Genomic DNA, 11,438 nt, shown 5'->3' with positions numbered 1-11,438 from the left:
CACTCAGGGAGCGCCGTGTCCAAAAATGAACAGCTGCTCGCCAAACGGCTCAATGAGCACATGGCATTTACCTGGCCTGAGCTCGTAACGCTGCTGCGACGACTGGGCTACACACAGATTGAAGGGGCTGGAAGCCGGGTCAAATTCGACATCGGCGACCCCAGTGCAATGATCACCTTGCACAAGCCTCACCCTGGCAACGAACTGAAACACTACATTCGGCGCCAGATCATCGAACAGTTGAAATCAGGAGAACTGATTCAGTGAACAACCAACTGAAACACAAGGGCTACATCGGCTCCATCGAAGCCAGCGTCGAAGACAACTGCCTGTTCGGCAAGATTCTGTTCATCAAGGCGTTGGTGAGCTATGAAGGGAAAACCGTCGCTGAACTGGACGCTGCATTTCGTGAGGCGGTGGATGACTACCTCGCCACTTGCCAGACCCTCGGGCAGACCCCGGAGAAGCCCTGCAAGGGTTCCTTCAATGTCCGGGTCGGCCATGACTTGCACTTGGCGGCAGCCCTGGCGGCAACCCGCAAAAAAGTGACCCTCAATGACCTGACACGCCAGGCCTTGAATGAGTTTTTACAGCATCATGGCAATGATGCATGCCCTGCGGTTAGCTGATTAACCCAACCGCCGATAACCCAACACTGCCGCCCCCAGCACCACCGCCCCCGCCGCCAACGCCACGTAGAACCCGCTGGTGGCGCCTAAGTGGTCAATCATCCAGCCGGAACTGGCAGCGCCAATGGCCACGCCGATGCTGAGGCCGGTGATCAGCCAGGTCATGCCTTCGGTCAAGCGGCTGGCGGGTACGATCTGCTCCACCAAGGCCATGGATACAATGAGCGTTGGAGCGAAGAACAGCCCGGAGATAAAGATGGCCACCGCAAGTCCCGGAATGTTGGTTACCAACAGCAACGGCAAGGTGGTCAGCGCCGTAGCCATGCCACAGAATAGGAACTGCCGGGGCAATGATGCCTTGAGTTTCAGGGTGCCGAACGCCAGCCCTGCCAGGCATGAGCCAATAGCGTACACCGACAACACGATGCTCGCCGCCGCCGGCTGGCCCTGATGCTGGGCAAAGGCGACGCTGACCACATCCACCACGCCGACAATCACGCCCATGGCCAGCAACAGGATCATCAGGATCAGCACCGAGGGTGAAGCAATCAGCCAGCGGCCGTGGTGGCCCTGATGCGCATGCACGGGTGGTTCGGTGTCACGCTGCAACACAAAGGTGGTAACACCCAGCGCCAGCAACAACGCGGCGACCAAAGGCCCCGCCTCCGGAAACAGCACCACGCTCAACCCCACCGAAATCGGTGGCCCGATGATGAAGCACACTTCGTCCAGTACCGACTCCAGGGCAAACGCGGTCTGCAGCTTGGGTTGGCCCCGATACAGCTCGGTCCAGCGCGCCCGCACCATGGCCGACATGTTGGGCATGCAACCCGCCAGAGCGGCAAACAGGAAGAGCAGCCAGTTCGGTGCTTGCAGACGGGTACACAGCAGCAACATCAACAACGCCCCGCCGCCCATCAATGCGGCAATCGGCAGCACTCGGCCCTGACTGTATTGGTCCACCAGCCGCGACACCTGCGGCGCACAAAACGCCGTGGCCAAGGCAAAGACCGCTGCGACCGAGCCCGCCAGGCCATAGCCGCCATGCACCTGCGAGAGCATGGTGATCAAACCGATCCCCGTCATCGATACCGGCATGCGCGCCAGCATGCCCGCCAGCACAAAAGCCCGGGCGCCAGGGACCTGGAACAACTCGGCGTAAGGGTTTGCCATCCTGCTCGACCTCTTCATGAATGCCCCGAAACTTGCTATCCGCAAGAATCGAGGCAAAATACATACGGTGCGTATGTGATAAATCATGCTTAACATACGCAGCGTATGTCAATCTTTCCCTTGTCGATTGTGAGCCCTACCATGAGCCGAGCCCGTGCCGAAATGATCGAAGACACCCGCGCCCGGCTGATTGCCAGCGCGCGCCAGGCCTTTGCGACACAAGGTTACGCGAATACATCGATGGACGACTTCACCGCCCGTGCCGGCCTGACCCGAGGGGCGCTGTACCATCACTTTGGGGACAAGAAAGGTCTGCTGGCCGCCGTGGTTGCCCAACTCGACAGCGAGATGGACGCGCGTTTACAGCGCATCTCAGATGAAGCTTCAGACCTCTGGAGCGGCTTTTGCGAACGTTGCCGTGCCTACTTGCGCATGGCACAGGATGACGAAATCCAACGCATCGTATTGCAGGATGCGCCGGCCGTGCTGGGTGACACGGGCTCCCAGCAACACTGCGTGGAGTCATTGCGCCAACTGATTGAGGCGTTGATGCAGGCTGGAGCCGTCCCCCACGTCCCGAGCCTTGCGCTGGCGCAACTGATCAACGGCAGCCTGGTCAGCACTGCCCTGTGGATCGCCCGGGATGAACACCCGGACGAGCGACTCGAACAGGGCCTGTTAGGTCTTGAACTGCTGCTGCGCGGCCTGAGCCTCACACCAACCGCTTGATCTGCTTGTGTCGCCACACCAACCGGTAATACGCGGTCTGCAAGGCCAGCATGGCCAGGTAGGTCACCGGGAACGCCATCCACACGCCTTCCAGGCCAAAATGCGCGTTGAACAGGTAAGCCATCGGCAGCTCCACGCACAGCACGCAGAAAATCGAAATCACCACCGGCATCAGCACCACACCGCTGGCCCGCATGATCCCGCCCACCACCGCCTGGAAGCCAAACACCAGGATGCTCCACAGCATGATGTGCAGCAGGTGCTCAGCGTTGACCCGTGCCGCATCGTCGGTAATGAACAACCCGAGCAACCAGTGGGACAACACATAACCCAATACAATCAGGCCACCGGTGAGACACAGGTTGATCAACAACCCCGTGCGCAGAATCGGCCCGATACGCTCCAACCGCCCGGCACCAATCGCCTGGGCACCCAGGATCGAGGCGGTGATGGCAATCGACAAGGCCGGGAACTGCACGTAGTTAACGATTTGTGTCACCGCGCCATACGCCGCCGTGGCCTGGGAGCCGTGGCCGTTGACCAGGGCAAGGATGACCAATTCCGACAGCGACAGCACCACCATCTGTAGGCCGGTCGGCAAGCCGATGCGCAAGACCTTGCCGAGAATCACGCGGTCCAGGCGCAAGGCCGTAAGCAACTCACGATCCGGCGCCATCACATGGTGCTTGTGGCGCAGGCGCAAGATCAAAAACAGCATGGCCAAGGCATTACCTACCAGCCCGGCATACACCGCGCTCTGGATGCCCATGGGCGGCAGGCCGATCCAGCCGCCAATCAGTGCAGGGGTCAGCAACAGGCCGACCAGGGTCGACACCATCAACGCCAGCAACGGCGAGATCGTGTCGCTGACGCCGCGCAGCAACTGGGTGTAAAGGATGAACACCAGCAACAACGGCATGATCAGCATCATCTTCTGCGCATAGCCGACGGCATCGTCCAGCACATCAACCGGCGTGCCTAATGCCTGCAACGCCGGACGTGCAAACAGACTGCCCAGCACCGCTGCGATCACACCCACCAGCGCGCCCAGCGTCAAGGTTGCTCCGGTAATCACCTTGACCATCCCCGTTTCCTGCGCCCCCCAGGCTTGGCCGATCAACACTGAGGCACCCGCCCCCAGGCCGATCACCAAGGCAATGAAGAAAAACACGATGGGGAACATGCCCGACACCGCCGCCAACGCTTGGGTGCCGAGCATTTGCCCGACATAGATGCCGTTGAGGGTGCCGGAAAAACTTTGCAGGAAGTTAGACAGCACCATCGGTGCCAGAAAGATCAGGTAGATCTGCCACAACGGCCGTTGTTGAGTGACGTCCATGAAGGTAGGGATCCAGGAAGGGTGATCAGACAGGGAACGCGTTGCGCGACAACCAGGCCAGGTACGTTTGCACGTCCAGCGGCCAGTGCGCGATCTTGCGGGAGAAGTCCACCGCATCAAAGGCAAACAACGCCCGTGAAGCCTCTTCGAAACCGGGCAGGTCACCGCCGATAGCGCTCATGAAGCGATACCCGGCTTCCTTGGCCTGGCGTATCTGATCACGGGAAGCATGAGCCGCGCGAGCCTCATCCACCAGCCGGCGCAACGCCGCCGAGGCACCGCCGCGTTGCTGGCCCAGCCATTCCCAGTGGCGCGGTAATAACGTGACCTCCCGTGCGACCACCCCCAGTTTCGGACGCCCGACCGAGGGCGTAGCGGGAGGCTCGTCCGTGACTTCGGCCTGGACCGGTTGTTCAGGCGCATAGCCTGCGGGCCAGGGGAAGTCGACTTGGAGCCCGGTGGCGTCATCGAATACCAGAAAGCTGCCCGCTGGATGATCAAGACTGGCGAGCGCATCGGCGACATCAGCGTAAGAACCCGCTGCCACACGCTGGTGGCCAACAAAGGCCGTACACATAGGAAGGTTTTGCGTAGGCATAGTTATTACCCGGATATTAATATTTTTACCCGGATCATATTAGCCAAAGTTTTATGACATGCAAGGCGATATTGTGGTGAAACTTCCAACTGCCTGCCGCTGAGCGGCAAAATACATCGGATGACGTGTCAATCCAGGTTTTATTCCATCAATTCGCTCGATGACAGGGTCAGCAATTTCTGATTGGACGCGTGACAGGCGGGTCGATAGATTCCCCCGCGAAGATAGCTATTAGCCATCACCTCTCAACTCCCTGAATATCGAGCTTTCCATGAAAAAACCTGTCTCGTTGGCGATGCGTATCGGACTGGGCTTTGCGTCCACCCTGTCGTTGCTGGTGCTGATCACCGCCGTCGGTATCCAGCGCGTGGGTTTTATCGACAGCACCCTCAAGGAAGTGTCCGAAAAAGCTGCTGTGGTGCAGCGCTATGCGATCAATTTCCGTGGCAGCGTGCACAACCGCGCCATCGCCATCCGCGATGCCGTATTGGTCAAGGATGAACCGTCGCTCAACCGCCACCTGGCCGAGATCGACCAGCTCAAGCGCGATTACCAGGACTCTGCGGTGATGATGGATCGCCTGTTCGCCAACGCCGCCGCCAGCGCCGAGGAATCCCGTCTTTTGGCTGATATCAAGGCCATCGAGACCCAGGCCCTGGCCTCCACCGAACGGGTGATCAGCCTGCGTCGCGGCAATGACATCGCCGGCGCCCAGGACTTGCTGCTGGCCCAGTCGTCGGCTCACTACACCGAATGGCTCAAACGCGTGAATGCCCTGATCGACTTCGAAGAAGCCCAGATCAAGCAACGCCTGGACACGGTGCAAGCCGCCGCCAGTAACTTTGCCGTGCTGATGCTGCTGGCCAGCGCCGTCGCGATCCTCTTGAGCGTGCTGGTGTCCCTGTTGATCATCCGCAAGGTCAAGGCCACTCTTGGCGCCGAGCCGGAGGAAGTCGCCGAGGCGATCCGTCGCCTGGCCAATGGCGACTTGAACCAGCCCATCGAAACCCGCTACCCCGACAGCGTGATGGGTATTTTGAAAAACGCCCTGGCGCGCCTGGGCGACACCATCACCGAAGTACGCTCGGCAGCCCAAGCCCTGCGTCACGCTTCGGTCACCCTGTTGTCCGTAGCCAGCGACAACCGTCAGCAGATCACCCTGCAAACCAGCGAAGCCCAGCATGTGGCGGCTGCGATCACGCAAATGGCGGCCTCGGTCAGTGAGGTCTCGGGCTACGCATCCGCTGCGTCCAAGGCGACCATTTTGGCGGACGCAGAAGTCGACAGTGGCCACCGCCTGGTCGGCGAAGTGACCGTGGCTATCGAGGAGCTCGCAACCATCCTCGACCAGGCCACCAGCCGGGTCAACCAAGTGTCCAGCGACAGTGAAAGCATCGAAACCGTGATCGAAGTGATCAACGCCATCGCTGCCCAAACCAACCTGCTGGCACTCAACGCGGCCATCGAAGCCGCGCGGGCCGGTGAACATGGCCGTGGTTTTGCGGTGGTGGCCGATGAAGTGCGCTCGCTGGCGACGCGCACCCAGGAATCGACCCAGGAGATCCGCGACATGATCGGCAAGCTGCAAAACGGCACCCAGGACGCCGCCGATATCATGCAACGCAGCCGCAGCCTGGCCCAGGTCACCGTGGCGCAGACCCGCGACTCACAGGTGGCCCTGGGCAAGATCAGCCAGGAAGTGGGAGCGATCAATGCGATGAACGCGCAGATCGCCAGTGCTTCAGTGCAGCAAAGCGCGGCGGCGGAAGAAGTTGCGCAGAATGTCACACGCATCCATAGCTCCACCGTGCAATCGGCGGCGGGCTCGGAGCAGGTGGAGCATTCCAATCACGAACTGGCGGAGCTGGCAGATCGCTTGAGTACCAAGGTGGCGTTTTTCAACGTGGCCTAACGTTTGTCGCGCTTCATCTGCATGGTCAGGGTAAAACGATCTGCGGGGTAGACCGTTTCCGACACCGCGATCACCCCGCCAGCCTCATCACGATACTGGCGGATGATATTGAGCCCCAACGCGCCGCCCTGCGCCTTGAGGCTGGCGGCCAACTCAGCTGATAGCTGCACCGGCCGCACCTGTTGGTCCACCACATCGATATGCCGCGAGAACGCCTTGCCGATCAACGCGGCGATCAGTTCATCCGGGTGCTTGCGCGCTTCGGGAATTACCTCGGCATAGGTCTGCTCGGCGTACACGTCGGTCCAGCACAGCGGCGCGTTGCCGGCGCTGGCATCGACCTTGATGCTCGACACGCAGAAGTAATGCCCGCCCGGTTCCAGCCCCACGCGCCGCGCCAGCGCGATATCAGCGACGAACTCGCGAACATCCTGGATATCGCGGATATGGGTTTCGGCCACCTGCACCAGGTCGGCCACCGACGCCATCGCCTGGGAATACCCGCCCTGGGGTGAGGCCGCTTCGACCCTCGTCCCCACGCGCTTGCGCCGCGAGACCATGCCCTGCCCCTGCAACTGATCGATGGCCGCGCGCACGGTGTGCCGGCTCACCGCGTACAGCGAGCAGAGTTCGAATTCGGTCGGCAACAACGACCCCACCGGGTAATGGCCGCTGCCAATCTGATCGATCAAGTCCTTGGCAACCGCCGCATAACGCCTCTGGCTCACGCTTTCCATTTTTACCCTCGTTGTCGAGTTGACAGTGTATCAGCACAGGCGTAATCATATTGTACGGACATATTAAATATGTATGGTTTAAAAATAACAATTAGGATTTTCCCATGTCGAGCACCGTTTTTGATTCCGCCCTGTTCCGCGACATGTTCGGCACCGCCGAAATGCGCGGCGTGTTCTCCGATAAAGCCCTGATCGAACGCTACATCGAAGTGGAAGTCGCCCTGGCCCGCGCCGAAGCCCGTTGCGGCGTGATCCCAAGCGAGGCCGCCGAGCAGATCGCCGCGCTGTCGAAATACGAGGCCCTGGACCTGGCGCTGATGCAACACGAGACCGAGATCGTCGGTTACCCGATCCTGCCGTTGGTGGAGCAACTGTCGAAGATCTGCGGTGAAGCCGGCCGCTATGTGCACTGGGGCGCCACCACCCAAGACATCATGGACACCGCCGTGGTCCTGCAGGTCCGCGCTGCGCTGGCCATCGTCGAGCGTGATATCCAGGCCGTACGCGGCTTGCTCGCCGGCCTGGCCGAGCGCTATCGCGACACACCGATGGCGGGCCGCACCCACTTGCAACACGCGCTGCCGATCACCTTCGGCTACAAGTGCGCGGTGTGGTTGAGCATGTTCGATCGCCACGCCGAGCGCCTGGTGGAGCTGCGTCCACGCGTCGAAATCGGCCAGTTCGCCGGGGCCGCCGGCACCCTCGCCTCCCTCGGCGACAAGGGCCTGGAAGTACAGGAAGCCCTGATGGCCGAACTGGGCCTGGGCGTGCCGCAAGCCACCTGGCACGTAGCCCGCGATGGCCTCGCCGAAACCCTGAATTTCCTCGGCCTGGTCACCGGCTCCCTGGGCAAGATTGCCCTCGACATCATGATGATGATGACCAGCGAACTGGGTGAAGTGTACGAACCTTTCGTAAAAGGCCGTGGCGCCAGCAGCACCATGCCGCAGAAGCGCAACCCGATTTCCTGCGAGCTGATGTACGCCGCCGCCAAGGGCGTGCGCCAACACGCCGGGCTGATGCTCGATGCGATGATCCAGGACTTCGAACGCTCCACCGGTCCGTGGCAGGCGGAGTGGATCGCCATCCCCGAAGCCTTCGCCCTCAGCGCCGCGTCCCTCGGCCAGGCGACCTTCATGCTCGCCGGCCTGGAAGTGCGCCCCGAACGCATGCGCAAGAACCTCGACATGACCCAGGGCCTGATCGTCGCCGAAGCCGTGATGATGGGCCTCGCCCCGGCCCTCGGTCGCCAGGTCGCCCACGATGTGGTCTACGCCGCATGCCGCATGGCCAATGACCAGGGCACCAGCCTGCTCGACGCCCTGCTCGCCCAGGGCGAAGCCACCGCGCAACTGGACCTGGCCGAACTGCAACGCCTGACCGACCCGGCCAACTACCTGGGGCTGGCGCCACAGATGGTCGATATCGCGCTGGCGCGCCCAGGCTCAGTCAAACGCTGATCTTTCGGGCACATCGGGTTTTTGTAGTGAGCGGGCTTGCCCCGCGCGAGGCAAGCTCGCTCACCACAAAAGCCAAGCTCCTGACACATCGCTCAAACACAGCCAATAACAACAATGAGATCACAGACATGTCATCCACCCCCGCAAAAAAACCGCTCTACAAGGACCTGACTTTCCAGGTCGTCGCCGCCATGTTCCTCGGGATCGCCTTCGGCTTTCTCGCCCCGGAGCTGGCCGCCAGTTTCAAGATCCTCGGCGATATCTTCCTCAAGCTGATCAAGACCGCCGTCGCGCCGCTGGTGTTTTTCACCGTGGTCCACGGCATCGCTTCGGCCGGTGATATCAAGCGCGTCGGCAAGGTCGGCCTGCGTGCGTTGATCTACTTTGAGGTGGTGTCCACCATCGCCCTGGCCATCGGCCTGCTGTGGGGCAACCTGTTGCAGATCGGCTCCGGCATGCACGACGCGCACCCGAGCAGTGCCGCCGCTGCCGCCGCCAGTGCTGCGGTTGCCAAGGGCCATGCGCCCGCGTCGACCATGGACTTCATCTACGGCATCTTCCCGGACAATTTCGTCGGTGCCTTCGCCGGTGGCCAACTGTTACAGGTGCTGGTGATCTCGGTGTTGTTCGGTTTCGCCCTGCTGGCCTTGAAGCCTGAGCGTCGTGAAGTGATTGAAGACGGCCTGAACCGCATCTCCGAATGCTTCTTCGAATTCATCAACCTGATCATGAAGTTCGCGCCCCTGGGGGCCTTCGGTTCGGTGGCGTATGCCGTGGGCAGCAATGGCACCGCGGTGCTGATGTCCCTGGCCAACCTGGTGTTGATGTTCTACGTCGGCATTGCGTTCTTTATCTTTGTGGTGCTGGGCGCGGTGTGCCGGTTGAGCGGCTTCAGCCTGTGGCGCTTCCTCACCTACATCAAGGATGAAATCTTCATCGTGCTCGGCACCGCGTCGTCGGAAAGCGCCCTGCCGCGCCTGCTGCAAAAGCTCGAAAAATTCGGCTGCTCCAAGCAGAGCGTCGGCCTGGTGTTGCCCACCGGCTACGCGTTCAACCTCGACGGTACATCGATCTACATGTCGCTGTGCGTGCTGTTTATCGCCAACGCCTACGGCGTGCCGCTGAGCTGGGAGCAACAGCTGGGCATCATCGCGATCATGCTGGTGACCTCCAAGGGCGCGGCGGCGGTGTCGGGTGGCAGCTTCGTGGTGTTTGCCGCGACCGTCACTGCTATCGGCGTACTGCCGGCGGAAGGTTTGGCGTTGCTGTTCGGTGTGTACCGCTTCATGTCCATGGCGATTGCCACCTGCAACACCATCGGCAACAGCGTGGCGACGGTGGTGGTGTCCAAGTGGTCTGGCGAGTTCTCCCAGCAGACCGCCCAGGATGAATATCAACGCGTGCTCGGCCGTGCTGCCGGCGCGGCACTTTAACGGAGCCTGGAGATGACTGCTCTGCGAATCGAACATGACGCATTCGGCCCGGTGTCGATCCCGGCCGACCGTTACTGGGGCGCACAGACCCAACGGGCACTGGAGGTGTTCGGCAGCAAACAGCCGTTCCCCGCCAGCCTGATCCGCGCCTTTGGCCAACAAAAACGCGCGTGTGCCCGCGCCAATGTACGGCTAGGCGCGCTTGCCCCGAGCCTGGCACACGCGATCGAACTGGCGGCGCAGGCCTTGGCCAACGGCGAGCTTGACCTGCACTTCCCGCTGTCGGTCTGGCAGACCGGCTCCGGCACCCAGACCAACATGAACGCCAACGAAGTCATCGCCAACCACGCCAACCTCGCGCTTGGCGGTGAACTGGGCAGCAAGTCGCCGGTGCATCCCAATGACCATGTGAACCGCTCACAGTCGTCCAACGACAGTTTCCCCACGGTGATGCACCTGACCACCGTGCTGGAACTGCGCGGTCGCCTGCTGCCTGCATTGGGCCATCTGCGTGATGGACTCAACGCCAAGGCAGACGCCTGGCAGGACGTGCTGAAAATCGGCCGCACCCACCTGATGGATGCGGTGCCGATGAGCCAGGGCCAGGCTTTTGGTGCGTTTGCCCAGCAGATCCAGCATGGCATCGCGCGAATCGAAGCCTGCCTGCCGCGCCTGCGCCTGCTGCCCCAGGGCGGCACGGCGGTGGGCACCGGGTTGAACACACCGGTCGGTTTTGACCTGGCGTTTTGCGAAGAAATCAGCCGACTCACCGGCGAACCCTTCGAAACCAACCCCTGCAAATTCGAAGGCATGGGCACCCACGATGCCCTGGTCGAAGCCTCCGGGGCGCTGAATGTACTGGCTGTTTCCTTGACCAAGATCGCCAATGATATCCGCCTGCTCGGTTCGGGTCCGCGTTGCGGCCTGGGTGAATTGATCGTGCCAGACGATGGTCTGACCTCCTCGATCATGCCCGGAAAACGCAACCCGACCATCGCCGAAGTACTGGTGCAGGCGGCGATGCAGGTAATGGGCAATCACACCACCATTACCCTGGCGGGCGCTTCCAGTACCTTCGAATTGAACGTGGCCAAGCCGGTTCTGATCCACAACCTGCTGCACTCGATCGAGGTCCTCACCGACTGCGTCAGCCTGTTCACCGACAAGCTGCTGAGCGGCCTGGAGCTGAACCGCCCACAGTTGGCGCGCAATGTGGAGCATTCGTTGTTGATGGCGACGGTACTGAACCCGCTGCTGGGTTACGACCGCGTGGCGCAGATCACCCGCAAGGCGGCGGATGAAGGCTTGTCACCCAAGGAGGCGGCGGTGCAGTTGGGGCTGATCAGCGCCGCAGAGTATGACCAACGGGTGCGGCCGGAAAGCATGATCAGCCCCGGCTGATCACAGGCTCAGCCAGCACGTTGACGC

General features: G+C 61.5%; 11 protein-coding genes and 1 pseudogene. 8 read left to right on the top strand and 4 right to left on the bottom strand.

The features are described from left to right. Positions 1-15: 15 nt before the first annotated feature. Both AYR47_RS19200 and AYR47_RS19195 read left to right on the top strand, forming a co-directional pair. The gene (locus AYR47_RS19200) at positions 16-267 is read left to right on the top strand and encodes a type II toxin-antitoxin system HicA family toxin (protein ID WP_033897428.1); all 252 of its coding nucleotides are present in this window, start codon (positions 16-18) and stop codon (positions 265-267) included. Further along, positions 264-629 carry a type II toxin-antitoxin system HicB family antitoxin gene (locus tag AYR47_RS19195; RefSeq protein ID WP_033897427.1) on the top strand — a complete coding sequence of 122 codons (366 nt, stop codon included), beginning with the start codon at positions 264-266 and terminating at the stop codon, positions 627-629. Before AYR47_RS19200 ends, AYR47_RS19195 begins: the two co-directional genes overlap by 4 nt. Here the strand turns inward: AYR47_RS19195 and AYR47_RS19190 are convergent, their stop codons facing one another. Further along, complete coding sequence (locus AYR47_RS19190; protein ID WP_033897426.1) at positions 630-1,802, bottom strand: MFS transporter; 1,173 nt, start codon at positions 1,800-1,802, stop codon at positions 630-632. It abuts the gene before it with no gap. 141 nt (positions 1,803-1,943) lie between these two features. On the opposite strand from AYR47_RS19190, the gene AYR47_RS19185 reads away from it, so the two are divergent. Continuing rightward, positions 1,944-2,531 carry a TetR/AcrR family transcriptional regulator gene (locus AYR47_RS19185; protein ID WP_033897425.1) on the top strand — a complete coding sequence of 196 codons (588 nt, stop codon included), beginning with the start codon at positions 1,944-1,946 and terminating at the stop codon, positions 2,529-2,531. On the opposite strand, the gene AYR47_RS19180 is transcribed toward AYR47_RS19185, so the two are convergent. Then, a complete protein-coding gene (locus AYR47_RS19180) occupies positions 2,515-3,870 on the bottom strand; it encodes an MATE family efflux transporter (protein ID WP_033897424.1) in 1,356 nt (451 codons plus the stop codon). The two genes, AYR47_RS19185 and AYR47_RS19180, sit on opposite strands and share 17 nt — an antisense overlap. 25 nt (positions 3,871-3,895) lie before the next feature. Next, the gene (locus tag AYR47_RS19175; protein ID WP_051421959.1) at positions 3,896-4,468 is read right to left on the bottom strand and encodes a DUF2239 family protein; all 573 of its coding nucleotides are present in this window, start codon (positions 4,466-4,468) and stop codon (positions 3,896-3,898) included. A 271-nt stretch (positions 4,469-4,739) separates the two neighbouring features. Here AYR47_RS19175 and AYR47_RS33450 point away from each other — a divergent pair. Then, a pseudogene (locus AYR47_RS33450) lies at positions 4,740-5,207 on the top strand (methyl-accepting chemotaxis protein); the annotation flags it as partial. 114 nt (positions 5,208-5,321) lie between these two features. Next, the gene (locus tag AYR47_RS33445) at positions 5,322-6,380 is read left to right on the top strand and encodes a methyl-accepting chemotaxis protein (protein WP_420492069.1); all 1,059 of its coding nucleotides are present in this window, start codon (positions 5,322-5,324) and stop codon (positions 6,378-6,380) included. Here the strand turns inward: AYR47_RS33445 and AYR47_RS19165 are convergent. After that, positions 6,377-7,108, bottom strand: coding sequence for a GntR family transcriptional regulator (locus tag AYR47_RS19165; protein ID WP_177052244.1), 732 nt, complete (start codon positions 7,106-7,108; stop codon positions 6,377-6,379). The genes AYR47_RS33445 and AYR47_RS19165 overlap by 4 nt on opposite strands. Before the next feature lie 113 nt (positions 7,109-7,221). On the opposite strand from AYR47_RS19165, the gene AYR47_RS19160 reads away from it, so the two are divergent. From AYR47_RS19160 to AYR47_RS19150, 3 genes are all read left to right on the top strand, one after another. Beyond that, positions 7,222-8,577, top strand: a complete 1,356-nt coding sequence (locus tag AYR47_RS19160) for a class-II fumarase/aspartase family protein (protein WP_061436338.1) — start codon at positions 7,222-7,224, stop codon at positions 8,575-8,577. A gap of 128 nt (positions 8,578-8,705) precedes the next feature. Continuing rightward, entirely contained in the window at positions 8,706-10,010 is a 1,305-nt protein-coding gene (locus tag AYR47_RS19155; protein WP_033897419.1) for a cation:dicarboxylate symporter family transporter, read from the top strand. Positions 10,011-10,022: 12 nt separating this feature from the next. Beyond that, a complete protein-coding gene (locus AYR47_RS19150) occupies positions 10,023-11,411 on the top strand; it encodes a class II fumarate hydratase (protein ID WP_061436336.1) in 1,389 nt (462 codons plus the stop codon). Positions 11,412-11,438 lie beyond the last annotated feature (27 nt).

Source organism: Pseudomonas azotoformans (assembly GCF_001579805.1).
In the GTDB taxonomy this organism is placed as follows: domain Bacteria; phylum Pseudomonadota; class Gammaproteobacteria; order Pseudomonadales; family Pseudomonadaceae; genus Aquipseudomonas; species Aquipseudomonas azotoformans_A.
This window is presented reverse-complemented; position numbering and strand designations above follow the sequence as displayed.

Coding starts and splice junctions, on each gene's coding strand:
- AYR47_RS19175 (WP_051421959.1), bottom strand. CDS start 4,468: ATGCCTACGCAAAACCTTCCTATGTGTACGGCCTTTGTTGGCCACCAG.
- AYR47_RS19180 (WP_033897424.1), bottom strand. CDS start 3,870: ATGGACGTCACTCAACAACGGCCGTTGTGGCAGATCTACCTGATCTTT.
- AYR47_RS19185 (WP_033897425.1), top strand. CDS start 1,944: ATGAGCCGAGCCCGTGCCGAAATGATCGAAGACACCCGCGCCCGGCTG.
- AYR47_RS19160 (WP_061436338.1), top strand. CDS start 7,222: ATGTCGAGCACCGTTTTTGATTCCGCCCTGTTCCGCGACATGTTCGGC.
- AYR47_RS19150 (WP_061436336.1), top strand. CDS start 10,023: ATGACTGCTCTGCGAATCGAACATGACGCATTCGGCCCGGTGTCGATC.
- AYR47_RS19190 (WP_033897426.1), bottom strand. CDS start 1,802: ATGGCAAACCCTTACGCCGAGTTGTTCCAGGTCCCTGGCGCCCGGGCT.
- AYR47_RS33445 (WP_420492069.1), top strand. CDS start 5,322: ATGCTGCTGGCCAGCGCCGTCGCGATCCTCTTGAGCGTGCTGGTGTCC.
- AYR47_RS19155 (WP_033897419.1), top strand. CDS start 8,706: ATGTCATCCACCCCCGCAAAAAAACCGCTCTACAAGGACCTGACTTTC.